Origin of the sequence: Mycolicibacterium sarraceniae (assembly GCF_010731875.1) — a bacterium.
Classification (GTDB): domain Bacteria; phylum Actinomycetota; class Actinomycetes; order Mycobacteriales; family Mycobacteriaceae; genus Mycobacterium; species Mycobacterium sarraceniae.
On sequence record NZ_AP022595.1, the window covers coordinates 1,745,630 to 1,763,022 of the forward strand.

12 protein-coding genes and 2 pseudogenes are annotated in these 17,393 nt (G+C 64.6%); 8 read left to right on the forward strand and 6 right to left on the reverse strand.

What is annotated here, in order from left to right; genetic code table 11:
• Positions 1-3 precede the first annotated feature (3 nt).
• The 4 genes from G6N13_RS08875 to G6N13_RS08890 all read right to left on the reverse strand — a co-directional run bounded on the left by G6N13_RS08875 (position 4) and on the right by G6N13_RS08890 (position 6,120).
• Entirely contained in the window at positions 4-1,434 is a 1,431-nt protein-coding gene (locus tag G6N13_RS08875) for a phytoene desaturase family protein (RefSeq protein ID WP_163696306.1), read from the reverse strand.
• Positions 1,431-3,209, reverse strand: a complete 1,779-nt coding sequence (locus G6N13_RS08880) for a DUF3556 domain-containing protein (protein WP_163696307.1) — start codon at positions 3,207-3,209, stop codon at positions 1,431-1,433. The genes G6N13_RS08875 and G6N13_RS08880 overlap by 4 nt, the downstream gene beginning before the upstream one ends.
• Positions 3,210-3,376: 167 nt before the next feature.
• Positions 3,377-4,567 (reverse strand): PucR family transcriptional regulator, encoded by a 1,191-nt coding sequence (locus tag G6N13_RS08885; RefSeq protein WP_235677975.1) that lies wholly within the window; start codon positions 4,565-4,567, stop codon positions 3,377-3,379.
• A 164-nt stretch (positions 4,568-4,731) separates the two neighbouring features.
• Positions 4,732-6,120 carry a lipase family protein gene (locus G6N13_RS08890; RefSeq protein WP_163696312.1) on the reverse strand — a complete coding sequence of 463 codons (1,389 nt, stop codon included), beginning with the start codon at positions 6,118-6,120 and terminating at the stop codon, positions 4,732-4,734.
• Positions 6,121-6,422: 302 nt separating this feature from the next.
• On the opposite strand from G6N13_RS08890, the pseudogene G6N13_RS08895 reads away from it, so the two are divergent.
• The 3 genes and pseudogenes from G6N13_RS08895 to G6N13_RS08905 all read left to right on the forward strand — a co-directional run.
• Positions 6,423-6,668: pseudogene (locus tag G6N13_RS08895) on the forward strand (DUF5938 domain-containing protein); the annotation flags it as partial.
• Between the two features lie 8 nt (positions 6,669-6,676).
• Positions 6,677-8,209 carry an acyl-CoA synthetase gene (locus tag G6N13_RS08900; protein WP_163701896.1) on the forward strand — a complete coding sequence of 511 codons (1,533 nt, stop codon included), beginning with the start codon at positions 6,677-6,679 and terminating at the stop codon, positions 8,207-8,209.
• A gap of 46 nt (positions 8,210-8,255) precedes the next feature.
• Positions 8,256-8,934, forward strand: a pseudogene (locus tag G6N13_RS08905) (SDR family oxidoreductase).
• A 16-nt stretch (positions 8,935-8,950) separates the two neighbouring features.
• Here G6N13_RS08905 and G6N13_RS08910 read toward each other — a convergent pair.
• Positions 8,951-11,173, reverse strand: coding sequence for a molybdopterin oxidoreductase family protein (locus tag G6N13_RS08910; RefSeq protein WP_163696314.1), 2,223 nt, complete (start codon positions 11,171-11,173; stop codon positions 8,951-8,953).
• A 101-nt stretch (positions 11,174-11,274) separates the two neighbouring features.
• Between G6N13_RS08910 and G6N13_RS24990 the strand changes: the two genes are divergently transcribed.
• Both G6N13_RS24990 and G6N13_RS08920 read left to right on the forward strand, forming a co-directional pair.
• A complete protein-coding gene (locus tag G6N13_RS24990) occupies positions 11,275-11,442 on the forward strand; it encodes a DAPG hydrolase family protein (RefSeq protein ID WP_407663884.1) in 168 nt (55 codons plus the stop codon).
• A 245-nt stretch (positions 11,443-11,687) separates the two neighbouring features.
• On the forward strand, positions 11,688-13,325 hold the full coding sequence (locus G6N13_RS08920) for a PE-PPE domain-containing protein (RefSeq protein WP_163696316.1): 1,638 nt from the start codon (positions 11,688-11,690) through the stop codon (positions 13,323-13,325).
• Here the strand turns inward: G6N13_RS08920 and ilvD are convergent.
• A complete protein-coding gene (gene ilvD, locus G6N13_RS08925; RefSeq protein ID WP_163696318.1) occupies positions 13,322-15,019 on the reverse strand; it encodes a dihydroxy-acid dehydratase in 1,698 nt (565 codons plus the stop codon). The genes G6N13_RS08920 and ilvD overlap by 4 nt on opposite strands.
• A 78-nt stretch (positions 15,020-15,097) precedes the next feature.
• Here ilvD and G6N13_RS08930 point away from each other — a divergent pair, with 78 nt between their 5' ends.
• Genes G6N13_RS08930 through G6N13_RS08940 form a run of 3 tightly spaced genes read left to right on the forward strand, consistent with a single transcriptional unit; the run spans position 15,098 to position 17,260 of the window.
• A complete protein-coding gene (locus G6N13_RS08930) occupies positions 15,098-15,691 on the forward strand; it encodes a DUF305 domain-containing protein (protein WP_163696321.1) in 594 nt (197 codons plus the stop codon).
• Positions 15,692-15,982 carry a copper-sensing transcriptional repressor RicR gene (ricR, locus tag G6N13_RS08935; protein ID WP_163696322.1) on the forward strand — a complete coding sequence of 97 codons (291 nt, stop codon included), beginning with the start codon at positions 15,692-15,694 and terminating at the stop codon, positions 15,980-15,982.
• Positions 15,983-16,030: 48 nt separating this feature from the next.
• The gene (locus tag G6N13_RS08940) at positions 16,031-17,260 is read left to right on the forward strand and encodes an MFS transporter (RefSeq protein WP_163696324.1); all 1,230 of its coding nucleotides are present in this window, start codon (positions 16,031-16,033) and stop codon (positions 17,258-17,260) included.
• Positions 17,261-17,393: the final 133 nt, after the last annotated feature.

The window sequence follows — 17,393 nt, forward strand, 5'->3', positions numbered from 1 at the left end:
TTGTTATATGGCAGTGGTCTTGATGCCCAAGTCCTGTAGGGCCACAGTCGCCGCATTGACACCGCACATGCCGTGCGCACCAGGGCCGGGCGGGGTGGCTGCCGAGCAGAGATACATTCCACGGACGCCGAGTCGATACGGTGACAGTGTGGTCCTAGGACCGAACACAAGTTGTCGAACATCCTTCGCACCCGTCATGATGTCGCCGCCCACAAAATTGGCGTTCTCCGAGAAGATTTCGTTAGTGGTGTGGGAGCGTTTGGCGATTATTCGGTCGCGGAAGCCGGGGGCGAAGCGCTCGATCTGGCCGATGATCGCCTTTGTCGCGTCGCCGGCGAAGCCGTGCGGAACGTGTGCGTATGACCACACTGGATGGATAGAGCCCACGGAGCGTGGCGGGTCGGCCAGGTACTGCTGACCGACCAATACGAACGGGCGATCTGGCATGCGGCCGGCGTGCACTTCTCGTTCAGTGGCGGCCAATTCGGCATAGGTTCCCGCCAGATGCACCGTGCCAGCCAGGTGGGCAAGCGGATTCGTCCACGGCACGCCGCCCTCGATTGCGAAGTCGATCTTGAAGGCACCTGGCCCCCGGCGGAACTGCCGGAATGCGCGGCTGATCCGCCCAGGCAGCCTGTCGCCCATGATGTCTGCCACAGTCGAGGGAGCCAGGTCGAACACAGTGATGTCGGCGGGTGGGAGCTGGGTCACCGAACCGATGCGAGTGCCCGTTTCGATCACCCCGCCTAGATCAGAGAGTTTGTGTGCCAGCGCATTTGAGATCTGCTGAGAGCCTCCCTGCGCGACCGCCCAGCCGTGACGGTGGCCCGCCGTGATGATGCCTAGTCCGATTGCCGACGTCAGCGGATAGTGCAGCGGCCGAAAGGCATGGGCGGCCACGCCGCCGAAGAGAGCTCGGGCTTGCGCGGAGTTGAAGATCCGCGCAGTCGCCGATGCCGGCAGTAGGGTCGGGATCCCGAAGCGAGTCAGAGTGATTGGATGCCGAGGTAGGTGCAACAGCGGACGCATGATGTCTCGGGCCAACGCATCGAAGTTGCGCGCCGGCCCTTCGAAAAGGCTCCGCCATCTCGGCGCATCGGGACCTAGACCGGCAGCCGTCAGCTCGATCGAGCGATACAGCACCCCCGCGGTCCCGTCATCGAGGGGATGCACGCAGTCAATCTCGGGAAGCATCCACCGCAGCCCGTATCTGTCGAGGTCCAGTGCGCGGAGGAAGGCCGAGCCGACCGCCATGGGATGGATCGCCGAGCAGTGGTCGTGCAAGAGGCCGGGTACCAAGCCCTCGCTACTTCGTGCTCCACCACCGATTGTGTCGTTAGCTTCCAGTACGGTCACTTCAACGCCGTTGGCCGCCAGTGTGATAGCGGCAGCCAGGCCGTTTGGCCCAGCGCCGACGACGGTTGCGGAGGTCACGTCCGAGCGCCATGCCCTCGTCCAGGCCGCACCCAGTCGACATGGGTGGCAATCGGCCCATCGGGCAGCCATGGTTGTGCCTCGACCGCATCGGCGACCCTCCAGGTGCCGCGCTCGATGACACCCAGTGCCGCGTCGATGAGTTTGTAGTGCTGCACGCCGCTGCCGAAGGCCTCCGACTCGACCCACGCGATGACGCACTCGCCAGGCAGGAACTGGGCTTCGTCTTGGACGGCCGCGATCATGTCTTCGTTGTGGAAGTGGCCCTCGCCGAAGTTGAATCCGATGATCGAGTTGCACAAGAACTCGGCTTCGCGCACGGTGCGGCTCTCGATGTCGGGCAGATTGCGCAGCAGGACCGAGAACAGTCCACGACCCTGACTGTGCAGACTGCGCCACGCGATGGTCTTCTGGAGCACGATTTCGTTCCAGGGAATCTCGTATCCGGCGCCTTCGAACTGGTCTATCTGGTTCGTCGCCGACCGGGTCACGCGGTTGAGCTTCTCTTCGGCACCGGGGGTAAAGGTCCACAGCGCCGACGCCCAGTTGCCCGCGTACTGCCGCATTGAGGGCAGGAACGAAATCTTGTCGGGCCGAATGTTCCCGAGTACTGGGAAGAACAGAAGTGCGGCGAGTATTACCAGAGCGAGCCAGGGTGGTGACATGTTCCAGGGTGCGTAACCGTGCCATGCCGGAAATCCCAGGAAAAGGAAAACCGTTGCGTAACAGAACAAGATGTTCCACTCCAACGGAACCGCGAGGGGGAACGTGGACACGATGAACAAGTGGAAGCAAACCATCAGAGCGACCGCGGCGACCGTCAACCATTGTGTGGTGGACAGCAACAGCACCAGCGGTGCGGCTATCTCGACGAACGTCCCACCAACATGTGCCATGACGGTCGCGACGCGTGACGGCTTCATATCGTGCGGGAAGTCGCGATAGTGCAAGCGTTTAATCCACGTAAACGGCACCGCAGGGCTGTTGCTGATCATCGGCGGTATCACGTTGGAGAAGTGCTTACCGAACTTGGAGAAGCCTGCGCCGACCCACACGACCACGATCAGTATTTTGCACGCGATGATCATGTCGACGAAGGGAAGAACGGCGAAGAAGGTCAGCGCAGGAAGGTACTGCTCGCCGCGCGCGCCGAGAAAGACGATCTTGTCGCGCAAGCCAATGATGATCAGCAGGACGATCGGAGCAGCGAGCAACGCCGGGGCAACCACTCCGGTTGCATTCCCGGGCACGGCCGCCGACAGTGAATCGCTCTGCGCGCCAGGCATAACCAACGCCACGACGATGCTTGCCAGCAGCGCCAGGTACAACAGGACATCCACCGCGGTGCGGCGACTACCCGAGGTCAGCGGAACCCACGTCCACGGCCGGAGCCGAATGGTCCCCATCCGAGCCCAGAACCAGATGCCTCCGGTCATCGGTTTCACCTTGCCCGCCAACGGCCCCCACGATCCACCGATGCCGATAACCTCGACCAGTACCGTCCACAGGATCGCCTTCTGGTAGACGATAGGCTGGTTCCACCACTGTGCGACGTGCCAGAACGCCGGCAATCCCGACGTCAGAGTGGCGATGGTGATCCCGCCGATCGCATACAACCCGAACACCTTGAGTAAATAGATGCAGTGCACCATCTTCGGTGAGCCAAAGCCGTTCTCGGCCCAGTCAGCACCGAGGATGCGGACGCGCTCCATGAGTGGCTGTTGCAGAAATGTCGTCGGATCGACGCTGGGGAGGTCGGGTTTGATGAAACCCATATCGGAGTTCCTTTTCGTGCTGTTGAGAGGTGAGGCGGGGTACGCGATATCGCGATATGTCGCTAACTTAGGGACAAGTGATCTGGAGCACACGGTGTTAGGGAGACGAATCTGCCTGAGCCATTTGTCGATGGCGCACAAGTGATCCGTTGGGGCGCAGTTGCCGGTCAGTCCGCGAGCAGCACGGCCGGCCCGTACCAGCGGCATACCAACAAGGCGACTTCGACATCGAGTCGGTCGTTCCGAATGGGTTTGCCGCGGCGGTGGAGAGCCCGATCAACGCGATACTTGACCGAGTTGAAATGCATGTTGAGTTCTTCGGCTGCGAGCTTGTAACTCCCTGCGCAAAGAAATACGCGCAGGGTGTCGCGCAGTCGGGCATCGTTGTCGGTGTTGGCTGCCAAGGGGCCGAGCACCTCACCGACCCAGTCGCGCAACATGGCGCCGTTGGCGGCCAGCAGCGCAGCGATCGCGACTCCTGGGTCGTCGACCGCCATCGTTATCGGTGTCCTCGACGCGTGGGCACGACCCAACTCCCAGGTCAGCCATGCCCGTCTGTGTGAGCGCCGGAAGCCCTCGATGCCCGAGCCGGCCGATCCCAGGGACATGTGCGGCGGATCGTCGAAGCCGTTGAGCGCAGCGCGGATTCGCTCCACTGGCGCGGTGGGTAAGGACCGGTACGGCAACCACACCCATGCGGTAGCCGCGTCGACAGGTGCGAACAGCGGATTCCCGCCCACTTCGATCCTGGCGCCGAGGTCCCGAACGAACCGATGCAGGCGGGAGAGCTGATCGGGGTGGTCGTCGGTCTCGGGGTATCCGACGATCAGAGCGACGTGGTGCCAGCGCAGCGGATACCGGATGTCGACCGATGTTGCCTCCGCATCGACAACGGTGTCCTCGGCAAGAAGCTCGCGGACTTTGAGCGTGCGGATACTGTGTTGGTTTTCGACCCACCGTTCCCGTTCGTCCTCGTAGACGGCAACCACCTGCTGGGTAACCGAGTCGATGTATTCGAACGTGACTCGGGTGATCTTCTGGATCGTGGCGACGCGCGCCAGGGGGTCGATGTTGAGTGACTCGAGTTCGACGAAGATGAGCTCTGTCAGCCGGCGCTGTCCCAGCCGATAGCCCCGAACGAGAGCGTTGACCGGAACCCGGTGTTGAGCCAATCTGCGCGCATATTCCACGGCAGCGGCGGGAGCTGTGATTCGGTCGACAGCGATTCTGTGCTGCAGGGCGTGAAGAATCGTGTCCACATTGCTCTCGACACTGGCGCTCAGTAGTTCGGCGCTGGCTGCATCACCACGCAACTCGGCGACCTTGTCAGCGATCTCATCACGGACAAGGGAGGTCACCGAAGCCAGAGCTTCATTGAGTCTGGCCGCGATTGATGCGACGTGACGGTCGACCTCAGCCGTATCACTGAAGTCCGCCGTCGTCACAGCATGACCATAGGTTTTTCCGTACGCTTCCGAGCCAACTTTGCGTACCGATTCCTGGAAAGTGATTGTCATGGCACTCAGAGTTGGCCGCAGTTGGGTGTCGTGGGCACCCCATTGAATCGATCCGCCAACCACTGGATGCTGCGTTCGCCGTCCACATAGAGCGGAAGCAGGTTGTTGATGTCGAGCTTGTTGAGCAGTGGCGGTTGTTCGTTGGTCCACAATTGCACATCTGCCCCCCTGGCACACCAGTCGAGCGCGGTTTGTCGTGCCGGTTGGTAGGGCACCAGCGGGTCCCACCGGTTATGAGTGATGTACACCGGTCCCGTCGGGGTGAGGTTTCCGACTCTCTGAGCTGCGAGCAGGCTCTTGAACGGGTCATTGCTGACCAAGGCGGTCAAGTCGGTGTTGAACCAGAACTGTAGGTGGCGGAAGGCGTAGTCGACGCCGCCTTGGAGCAGGCAGGTGCGCCCCGACCAATCGAGCATTTGCAGACCTCGGGGCGTGAGGGTATCGCGTACCGCCTGTTCGGTCTGCGGATAGGCGGCAATGATGCCCCGTAACAGATAACCCGCAAGAACTGCGAAGAAGTTGCCGTCGATCCCCGGGATCGCCTCGGCAACATCGGTCACCGGCGCGTCGGCGAAGGTACCGACGACGCGCAGTTCGGGAGCGTAGGTCGCTGCCTGTTCGGCCGCGGACAGCGACGCCTGGCCTCCGGATGCGTAGCCCCAAAAAGCCACCGGGCCATCGGGTTTCAGTGATGTATCGGGCAACCGCTGTGCGGCTCGTGCTGCGTCGAGCAGCGCAGTGCCGCTGGCCACCCGATTGAGCCACTGGGGTGACTGGGGGCCGTGCACACCCATACCGACCCCATCGGTGACGACGATCGCGAAGCCCCTGGCCAGCAGCGTCGCGATGAAGCCCTCTTCCATGTTGAACATCAGGTCGAAGCCTTGTGAGAAGTGGATGCCTTGGTTGAACAGGCGCGACGGAGCGCATTGCTCTCCGACTCCGTAGGGGCCGGTGGCGTAGGCGAGCAACGGGCGCGGACCATTTCCGGGCCAGGGCACGTCTGGTTCGATATAGGTGCCCGTTACGGCGACGGGGTTGCCCTGAGCATCGCTGCTGCGGTACATAATTCGGGTCCCCGTGCCGACGTAGGAACCCAGTTGGCCGGATGGCTCCAGGGCGAGCCGTGAGGGCTCGGTGCGGATCAGGTCACCGGGAGCGCCGGCCGGCAGTGGTTCGGGTGGTGTGTAGAACGCTTCATACATTCGATCGTCGGCACGGGCATGCGGTACCGACCACACCGGTGCGACCAGCGTCGCGGTGAGCGCTGCGGCGGTCGCAAGGGCCAGCCGCGCGACGCCGGCCCGACGCCGTCGGTGGCGGCGGTGAAACGGGGTGCCGGCACCCGACGAACCATCGAAGGTGGCGATAACGGGCGGCACTTCTGATCGCATTCGGTGTCCCTGACTGGAGGTCGGCAATTTGGCTCACCCAAGCTAGGGAGGGGTGAGCGGGCTCACACAGTCGCCAGATCACGAAACTGAATCAACGTGTTGTTGATCCGAAACAAAGGTCGAACATGCTGGCGGCACCGGGACCCTTTGTGGGCGAGGAACAAACGCTCGTCTCATCTCTGTGGGCGGAAGCCATGTGCGCGGCAGCGCACGACTCCTACCGTTGCGGCACACCTGACCCGACGATCCAGGAGTGGTAGAGCATGGCCGTAGATCGGCGGTTTCCTCTTTTTGCCTGGGAGGACACCTCACTGGACTCGGCCTACGCCTCCGGGCCGCTCGGGCGCGCCCACTGCCTCATTCACGGTAACTGCAACTACAAACAGAGCGCCCTGCTCAACGCGCACGCGGCAGCGCACCTGCTCAGCGCCCCTCCCCGCGCGGTGGGTTTCGCATCGAGCTGCCAGGCGTTTGGTTATCGGGAACTGCTGGGCACACTGCGGGCTTTCGGCCTGGTGCTCGACCCGATCGTCACGGTCAATAGGTGAGCGACGTCATGCGCCTGGTCGACTACCTGGACAAAGGAACCTCCCTGGGTCGCGACGCACCGTGTCTGACGATGTCTGGTGTCACCCAGACCTACGGTGAGGTCTACGACAAGACCGTCCTCATCGCAGGGGCGCTGCAGCATAGTGGAATTCAACCAGGCGACTCGGTGGCGGTGCTGTCTGCCAACGACCCGCTGGCACTGACATGCGTATTCGGAATCTCACGTGCCGGCGCGGTGTGGTGCCCGGTAAACCCTCGTAATGCTGCCGACGAAAACCGCGAACTATTCGCGTTGTTCGGTTGCCGACTGCTGTTCTTCCAGAAGAAGTTCGCCGACCTCGTCGACCGGATACGCCACCAACTGCCCGCCCTGGAGTGGTTGGTCTGTATCGATGGCGACGTGCCTGAGGTGGCAACCCTTGATGACTGGCTTGCCGAGAATCCCGTTCTACCAGAAGAGAATCGACGCCCCTCCGACGGGCTTTGCATCCTGGCCGGAACTGGTGGGACCACCGGCAAACCGAAAGGCGTGCGGCTCACCGAGACCAACATCGTGACCTCGACCGCGCTGGCGCTGATGAGCTACCCATTCGGAGATCGGCCGCGTTATCTGGCTCTTGCGCCGCTGACGCATTCCGCGGGAGTCTTGAGCTTTCCGATCCTGACTCTTGGCGGCGAAGTCGTGATCATGCCCTCCCCGGACATCGGGGAGTTCCTCGCGCTCATCGAACGTCACCGGATCACCCATGCCTTCCTGCCGCCCACCGTCATTTACGGATTGTTGGACCATCCAGACCTCGACGGTACGGATCTGTCCTCGCTGCGTTGCTTGTGGTATGGTGCTGCGCCGATGTCGCCGACTCGGTTGCAGGAGGCTCTGAAGCGCATCGGCCCGATCATGGGGCAACTGTTCGGGCAAACCGAGGCTCCGAACATGATCACCACACTAGGGGTCGCCGATCACTTCCGATCAGACGGTTCTGTTGCCACCGAGCGTCTTTCGTCTGCCGGCCGGCCGACACCGTTGACGACCGTCGCGATTATGAGCGACGAGGGAACGTTGCTACCGACCGGCCAACGCGGTGAGATCGTCGTACGCGGTCCCTTGGTCATGGACGGCTACCACCTCAATCCCGAGGCGACCGCCGAGGTGAGTACGTTCGGATGGCATCACACCGGGGACATCGGCTACCTCGATGCGGACAATTACCTGTACGTCGTAGACCGCGCCAAAGACATGATCATCACCGGCGGATTTAACGTCTACTCTGCCGAAGTGGAGCAGGCCCTGCTCGCTCACCCGGCTGTGGGGGAGGCCGCGGTTGTCGGCTTGCCGGATCCCAAATGGGGCGAACGTGTGACGGCCGTGATCGAGTTGCGTGCGGGATGGGACCTGGGACCAGACGAGCTGATCGCCTTCGTTAAACAGCGGATTGGCAGTGTCAAGGCGCCCAAGGAAATTCAGATCACCGCGAATCTACCCAGGTCGCGGATCGGCAAGGTGCTCAAGCACGAAGTGCGGGCGAACCTACTCATGTGAGCCCTGTGCCGCCCACCACCACCTCGATCAGTACAAGGGAGTTCACATGGCGGGTCTGCTTGCCGACAAAGTGGCGGTCGTCACCGGAGCCGGCGCCGGAATAGGAGCGGCGATCGCACGGGCTTACGCTGCCGAAGGCGCCCGCGTGTTGGTCTCGGATATCGACCCCGGCAGGGCCGACGCCCTATCTGCTGAGATACCGAATTCGATCGCTGTGGTGGCCGATGTCCGCGACGAGCACCAGGTCAAGAACATGGTGGCGACTACTGTCGAGAGTTTCGGCGGCATCGACATCGTCGTGCCCAATGCCGGGATCGCGACCACGGTTCCGTTGGCGCAGACAAGCTATCGGCAGTGGCGCGATCTCCTCGATTTCCTCGACCACGGGTTCCGCGTTGATCGGTAGCTATGCCGCGGCCAAGGCGGCAGTGCGGAATCTGACCGAAACCCTCTCCGCAGAGCTCAGATTCCACAACATTCGGGCCAACGCCCTGCTTCCCGGATTCATCGACACCGAACTGGTGACGTCACACCAGCACGATTTCGAGGCAGCTTTGGGATTGTCCGACGGTGGTTTCGACGACCTCATTGCAGCCAAACAAACCCGGTACGGCCGGACCGAAGAGGTCGCCGCGGCAGCGGTGTTCTTCGCAAGTGAGCAGTCATCCTGGTGTAACGGCAGCAGCCTGATCCTGGACGGTGGGTTCCGCGCGTCGTTGCTGTAAACGGCGCACGGCTCTACTAGCCGGCCCGGGCCACCTCGACCGGTAGCGCATTGAGCACGGCGGTGCCCGACAACGGATCCAGGAGCGTGCCATCGTTGAGACTGTTGACGTTGACGCCGGGGTTCCGTGCCGCCACCCGCATCCGGGTGCCCGGCTCGGTGTGCCCCCAACCGTGCGGCAGCGACACCACGCCCGGCCGGATCGCGTCGGTGATCTCCACGGGCACTTCGAGTTTCCCGCCAGGCCCGGTCACCACAGCCAGCTCGTCCAGGCCCAGTCGCGCGGCGTCATCGGGATGGATCTGCAGTGTGCAGCGATTGGAGCCGCCGGACAATGCGGGCAGGTTGTGCATCCAGCTGTTGTTCGACCGCAAATGACGCCGGCCGATCAGCAGAAATCCCGGCTCGGACGTCAACGCTGCGAGCAACCGGGGGATATCGGCCAGGATCGGTTCTGGATCCAATTCCACTGTCCCCGAGGGTGTTCGGAGCACCTCAGGAATACGGGGGACCAGTGGGCCCAGGTCCACTCCGTGCGGAGCATCCTTGAGTCGCTGCAGGGTCAGGCCGTCGGGCTTGGTGCCGAACCCGTCACCAAACGGGCCCAGCCGCAGCATCATGTCCAGGCGCCGTTCGTAACCACGGCCGTCGGGCAGCATCGCCGTCAACTCCTCGACCGACCGGCCGGCGACCGGGGAGTACTCGTCGGCGACTTCCTTGCCCAGTGTGGATCCGATCACCTGGTCATCGACGAGGTTCGAGTCGGCGTCGGGCCCCAAGCCCAACACGATCAGCGCCAGCCGGGCCAGGATCTCGCACTCGTCGGGCCGACCGGCCGCCAGCGGCAGTACCGGCGGGGAGAACCGGGCGTTGTTGCGCACCATCGCACCGGACAGGGCGAGGTCGAAATGTGCTGCGCGAGAAGGTGGCGGCGGTGGCAGGATGACGTCGGCGTGCCGGGTCGTCTCGTTGCGGTAGGGATCAACCGACACCATGAACTCGACGCCGGCCAGGGCGTCGGCCAGGCGGGCGCCAGCCGGCGCGGACAACACCGGGTTACCCGCGATGGTGATCATCGCGCGGATCTGCCCCTCGCCGGGAGTCTCGATCTCCTCGGCCAGGGCGACCGCGGGCATCTCGGACAACACCTCGCGGTGGCCGGAGACCCGGCTGTGCCAGCGGCCGGTCTTGAAACCGCGGCCGGGGCGAGCGGGCCGCGGGGCGCCCGCAATCGGTGAGCTGGCGAACATCACCCCACCGGGCCGGTCCAGATTGCCGGTCAGGATGTTCACCACGTCGACCAGCCAGCTGGTCAGAGTGCCGAACTCGACGGTCGAGGTGCCGATGCGGCCGTAGACCGCCGCACTTGGCGCCGCGGCGATTTCACGTGCGAGAGTGCGGATTTCATCTGCGTCCACCCCACAGTGGTCGGCGACGGCAGCCGGCGGGAAATCGGCTGCCGCGGCCCGAACCCGTTCCAGGCCCGTCACATGCTCGGCGAGCCGGCCCAGCTCCACGAGATCTTCGTCGAACAGGACGTGCACGATCGCGAACAGCAGTGCGGCATCGGAGCCGGGGCGTACCGCGAGGTGGCGATCGGCCAGTTCGGCGGTGCGGGTGCGGCTGGGATCGATCACCACGAGCGTGCCGCCGCGCCGCCGCAACGCCTTGATTTTGCCGGGGAAGTCGGCCGCTGTTGCCAGAGAACCGTTCGACACCAACGGGTTTGCGCCGAGGATCACGAGGTAGTCGGTGCGGTCGAGGTCGGGCACGGTGAACGCCACCGGGTTGCCATAGAGGTAGCCGCACGCGACGTGCTTAGGCATCTGATCGAGCGTGCTCGCCGAGTACACCTGCTTGGTACCCAGTGATTTGATCACGACGGGGCCGTAGAGCGAGCCGGCGATGGTGTGCGCGTTGGGGTTGCCCAGATAGACCGCCACCGACGCGCCGCCGGTGCCGGCGATGACGCGCTGCAGTCCCTCGGTGGCCGCGGCGAAGGCCTGCGCCCACGTGGTCTCGACCAGCTCACCGTCGCGGCGCACCAGTGGGTTCTGTAACCGGTCGGGATCGTTGTCCAATTCGCCGAAGCTGGCGCCCTTCGGGCAGATGAAGCCGTGGCTGAAGACATCGTCACGATCGCCCCGGGCGGCACTGACCCGATCGTTGTCATCAATGGTGAGGACCATCCCGCAGGTGGCCTCGCACAACGGGCAGATACGCAAAGCGGTGCGGGTCATGCAAGCCACTGTGCTCCGCGGGCAGACCCGCTGGCAAGCCCAACCAACCGGATGGTCAGATTTGGCCAGTTGGACCAGAGATCCCGCACGACGATCAGGCGATGTTCGGATTCGATTCTGCGGCAGGCATTCTCGATGAGGGATACCTGCAGACCGAGAAAGGATACGGTACCCTTCGGGGCGGCGGATTCCGCGTCGCGATCCGCACCGGCATGCCCGGTGTCACGCCGGCGATGTGGGACTGGCGGTTCGGCTGGCATGGCAGGTGAATCCACCCGCGACACGCTGTGGCATCCGCGTGCCCACGCGTCAGCTGCCGGAGGTGCGCGACCTGCTAGAACCCTGCGCACGGGAGACGAACCACCCGGCGAGCTTCTTGCCGGCGCTTTACGCGCGGTTCGAAGGTCCGTAGTCCCCGGTTTCGTCCAGCATTGCGAAAGGAAGCTGACTCCGAGGCTGTTTTGGGCTAAATTCCTGAGCGCAGGCTGAGAAATCCGATGTAGGGGGAGCGGCAATGGCAGAGACACGAATCGCCCGGAAAGGCGCACGGATCTCGAGCGCCACCAGGAAAGCCGGGCTGTTCGGTGCGGCGGCCGCGATCGCGACTGCGATGACGCTCGGAATGACCGCGCCGGCCCTGTTGCCCTCAGCCAGAGCAGCAGATGTCACCCTCAACGGCGTGACCACTGGACCGGTGTTCCGGCTCTTGCAGGCCGCTGGGGTGAACTCGGTGGATTTTTCCAATGTGGCACCGCCGTTGATCGACACCCTCACGATCGACTTCGCCTACACCGACTCCAATCCGGTGAACCTGGCTGATCAGATCAATGCCTTCCCGTTCGGCGGATGGAACATCCTGACCAACAGTTTCAGACGCCAGCCCGGCGGGATCTTGGGGTCGGCGCTTCTCGCGGGTTCGGGGTTTGCCACCTTGGACACGAACGACGCCTATCAAGCGTTGCTGTCGAGCGCTGGCGGTAATACGTTGCCGGGATACACCCCGCTCGTGGGTCCAGGGTTGATCAACACTCTGACCGGGGCGCAGTGCTCGTCCCAGGGCACCTTCTGCAGGCCGGGCGAGAACGTGACGAACCTGGCGCTTCTCCTGCTGAACAGCCCACTGACGCCCAATGGTGGGCTCTACACGCGCTTCGCCCCGATTGCGAACCTGTTCGGCATCAACCTCGTTAATCCGGTCGGCACAAGCGCCTCGAGTTCAACGCCGGCCACCCGGGGCAGCGGCGGCATCGTCACTCTGAACTCCGCGGTGGTGAATGTCGGGCTGGAGTACAACGCGTTGTCCGACTTGCCGGCGACCCTGAACCCGTTCTCGCTCGCCAACACCCTGCTGGCCACTGTCTTGCCGACCAACTTGCTCGGCGGTGTGAATCTCGGGGGTGCGTCGCTGAGCGACGTCTCGACTGCCCTCGGCCTGCTGGCGACGCTGGGTTCAACGAGTACCACCTACAGCACCTTGGCGCCCAACGATCTGCCGCTGCTGGAGCCCCTTCGTCTGCCGGTGCGCCTGATCAACGCCGTCTCAAACGCGCTCGGTCATCCACTGAACCTGGGGACCCCGCTCGCCGACGCGTTGCAGCCGGCGCTGACGATTCTGGTCAACACCGGCTACACCGATGTCAAGACCCCGACCGACGGGGGCACCTACAACCGGACATTCGACCAATCCGGCGACTCCGTCACCTTCCTGTCGCAGGCGACGCTGACCCCGGCGGAGTGGGCGCGGGTGCCGGGCGATGTCGTTCGGGCACTGATCGTCGGATTCCAGGATTCGTTCCCGCTGCTCCGGTTCGGGAAAACGGCGCCGGTGCTCACGGTGGATAGCGACCATCTGAAGATCACCTACCCGTCGGCGCCATCCGGTAGCACGAGCACGCGGACAGCCACTTCCGGCGTTTCGATATCGACTCCCGCCGCATCGACTCCCGCCGCATCGACTCCCGACGCCGAAACGGTCAGCACCCCGTCGACCGGCATCACGTCGACCACCAGATCCTCGGCCGGCGGTGCGAAGTCGGCCGCGGCAACCGGTCAGACGGGCTCACGCTCAGCTGGCCCGTCGGCGCGCACCGGATCCACCCATAACGGCGGCGTCGGCGTGTCCAAGCGATCCGCCACCAGGGCAGCGGACTAGCCGCAGACGGCCCCGTGCGCGGCCGAGCCGACCAGCTTTCGGTACTTGGCCAGCACACCGGTGGTGTATTTGGGTGCGGGCGGGTTGAAACCCGGCTTGCGGGACTCGAATTCGGCGTCGTCAATCAGCAGATCGAGCGTGCCCTTGCCGACGTCGAGGCGGATCCGGTCACCGTCGCGCACAAACGCGATGGGCCCGGCGTCGACGGCCTCGGGGGCGATGTGCCCGACGCACAACCCTGTAGTCCCCCCAGAGAACCGGCCGTCGGTCATCAGTAGAACGTCCTTGCCCAGCCCGGCGCCCTTGATCGCACCGGTGATCGCCAGCATCTCGCGCATCCCGGGACCGCCCTTGGGTCCCTCATAGCGGATGACGACGACGTCGCCGTGCGTGATCGTCCCGTCCTCGAGAGCGTCGAGTGCTGCCCGCTCGCCCTCGAAAACCCTTGCGGTGCCTTCGAACACGTCGGAGTCGAAACCTGCCGACTTGACTACCGCACCCTCCGGCGCCAACGAGCCGTGCAGGATCGTGATGCCACCGGTCGGGTGGATCGGATTGTTCATCGCGCGCAACACCTTCCCGTCGGGATCCGGCGGCTCGATGTGGGCTAGGTTCTCGGCCATCGTCTGGCCCGTCACGGTGAGGCAATCACCGTGCAGCAGACCGGCATCCAGCAGCGCCTTCATCACGACGGGTACCCCGCCGATCTCGTCGACGTGCTTCATCACGTGGCGACCGAACGGCTTGACGTCAGCCAGGTGCGGCACCTTCTCGCCGATGCGGGTGAAGTCCGCCAGCGACAGCTCGACGTTGGCTTCCGATGCGATGGCCAGCAGATGCAGCACCGCGTTGGTGGATCCGCCGAACGCCATCACGACCGCGATCGCGTTCTCGAAGGCTTCCTTGGTGAGGATGTCGCTGGTGGTGATGCCCCGGCGCAGCATCCCGACGACGGCCTCACCGCAACGACGCGCGTACTCGTCGCGGCGGTGGTCGATGGCCACCGGCGAGGCGCTGCCCGGCAACGACATGCCCAGCGCCTCGGCCGCCGAGGCCATCGTGTTGGCGGTGTACATACCGCCGCACGCACCCTCGCCCGGACAGATCGCGCGCTCGATGATGTCGACGTCCGCACGCGACATCAGCCCGCGCGCGCACGCGCCGACGGCCTCGAAGGCGTCGATGATCGTGACTTCCTTCTCGGTGCCGTCGGTCAGCTTCGCAACGCCCGGCATGATCGAGCCGTTGTAGAGAAAGACGCTCGCGAGATTCAGGCGCGCGGCAGCCATGAGCATGCCCGGGATCGACTTGTCGCAGCCAGCCAGCAGCACCGAACCGTCCAGACGCTCGGCCTGCATGACGGTTTCTACGCTATCGGCGATCACCTCGCGCGACACCAGCGAGAAGTGCATGCCTTCATGGCCCATCGAGATACCGTCGGAGACCGATATCGTGCCGAATTCGAGCGGGTAACCCCCGGCCTCGTGCACACCGCTTTTGACCGCCTGCGCGAGCCGCTGCAGCGACATGTTGCACGGGGTGATCTCGTTCCACGACGAGCCGACGCCGATCTGCGGCTTGACCCAGTCGTCGTCACCCATACCTACCGCGCGGAGCATGCCGCGGGCGGCAGCCTTCTCCAGACCGTCGGTGACGTCACGACTGCGGGGCTTGAGATCGGGCGTTTGAGTCACTGGACAAGTATGCAGTGGTCGGGGAAGGTGACCAAATCTTTTTCATACCCCCGAGGGGTATTCCGGTACGGTGGGGCCATGATGTCCACCAGCGGCCGCATCGTAGCGGCCACCGCAGCTCTGGCCACCGCCGTCGTCGCGTCCTCGTGTACCACGCCCCGCGACCACAGCGAGCGCGCGCACGACACCTCCACCAGCGCCAGCTCCACGGTGGCCGCGCACAACTCGGACGATGTGATGTTCGCGCAGATGATGATCCCGCACCATCAGCAGGCCGTTGAGCTGGCGGCACTCGCGGCGCAGCACACCACCAACCAGGCACTGCTCACGCTGGCCTCGACCATCTCCGCCGAGCAGCAGCCGGAGATCCAGGCCATGAAGGCGATGCTGCTGCAGTGGGATGTCGACCCCAACGCGATGGGGGACCACGGCGGCATGGCGATGCAGGGCATGGTCGATGACGCGACGATGACTCGACTCGCCTCGCTCAACGGCCCCGAGTTCGACACACTGTGGCTGCAGGCGATGATCGGCCATCACCAGGGCGCCATCGAGATGGCCAACACCGAGCTCGCAAAGGGGCAGAGCCCCGACATGATCGCGATGGCGAAGAACATGGTCACCGCCCAGCAAGCTGAGATCAACCAGATGAAACAGATGCTGGGAGGGTAAATGACGGGTGCGCATGGCTATTCGGCCCGCAAGGACGACTACACCAAGCGGCTGCGCCGGATCGAGGGACAGGTCCGCGGTATCTCCAAGATGATCGACGAGGACAAGTACTGCATCGACGTGCTCACCCAGATCAGCGCCGTCAACAGTGCGCTGCAGTCGGTGGCGCTCGGACTGCTCGAAGAACATCTCGGCCATTGCGTCAGTCACGCGGTCGCCGAGGGCGGTGAGGAAGCCGACAAGAAGCTGGCCGAAGCCTCGGCCGCGATCGCCCGGCTGGTTCGGTCCTGACGTAGAAATGTCCGCCGGTTTGGCCTAGCCAGCCGATACCGTGAACGCGTGACCACAGCGCCGCGCGCCGGCCCGTGGACACCGAGGGTCGCGCTGGCGCTGGCGGTGCTCGCCGCCGCGGCGTTCATCTATGTCACCGCCGAGATCATGCCGGTCGGTGCACTGTCGGCGATCGCGCGCGACCTGCAGGTCAGCGAGGCCATGGTCGGCGCCCTGCTGGCCAGCTACGCCTTGGTCGCGGCGGTGGCGACAATGCCGCTGGTGCGCTGGACGGCGACCTGGCCGCGGCGGCGCACTCTGCTCTGGACGCTGGCGTGCCTATCGGTATCGCAACTGATCTCAGCGCTGGCGCCGACCTTCGAGGTCCTGGCCGTCGGCCGGGTGCTGTGCGCGGTCACCCACGGGCTGATGTGGTCGGTGATCGCCCCGATCGGCGCGCGCCTGGTGCCACCCAGCCATGCGGGCCGCGCCACCATGGCCATCTACGTCGGCACCGGGCTGGCCCTGGTGGTGGGCAGTCCAGTGACCGCGGCCATGAGCGAGATGTGGGGCTGGCGGCTTGCGGTCGGGGCCATCACTGTCGCCTCGGTAGCGGTGCTGCTGGCCGCGCGGTTCGCGCTGCCGGCGATGGCGATGACCGGTGTGGTTGCCGGTGGCCGGCCGCGCCGCGGCGGCCACTATCGCAACCGGGCGTTGCTGACGCTGTGCGCGCTGACCCTGGTGGGTGTCACCGCGCATTTCATCTCCTACACCTTCATCGTGGTGATCCTCCGCGATGTGGTCGGGGTGCGCGGCGCGCAACAGGCGTGGCTGCTCGCGGCCTACGGGGTGGCCGGGCTGACCGGTATGGCGTTGTTCGCCCGGCCGGGGGATCGGCGGCCCAAGGCCGCGGTCGCGGGCTGTCTGGCGGGCTCAGCGCTGGCGTTCGCGGTGCTGGCCACCCTGGGCTTCGCGGACTGGCCGCATGTCCTCGCCGCGTCGCTGGTCGCAGTGGCGGCGATCGTGTTGTGGGGCGCGACAGCGATCGCCATGCCACCGATGCTGCAGGCCGCGGCAATGCGACACTCGCCGGACGATCCCGACGGTGCGTCGGGGCTGTATGTGGCGATGTTCCAGGTCGGCATCATGGCCGGATCACTGACCGGCGGCGTCGTCTATGAGCACGCCGGGGTCGCGGCCATGCTCACCGCATCGGCGGCGTTGATGCTCGGCGCACTGGTGTGCGTATTGCTCACCCGGGGGCTGTTCGCGATGCACCCGGCTACCAGCGAAAAGTAACGCTTGTCACCCCCGCCGCGACTATCTGCACAGTTCAGGGCGTTGCCAATGCCCGAGGTCAGGTTCGCTGGCGAATCAGGTCCGGGAGCGGTCCCAGGGTGCTGTGCCACACTGGGTCGCAGGAGAAATCGAG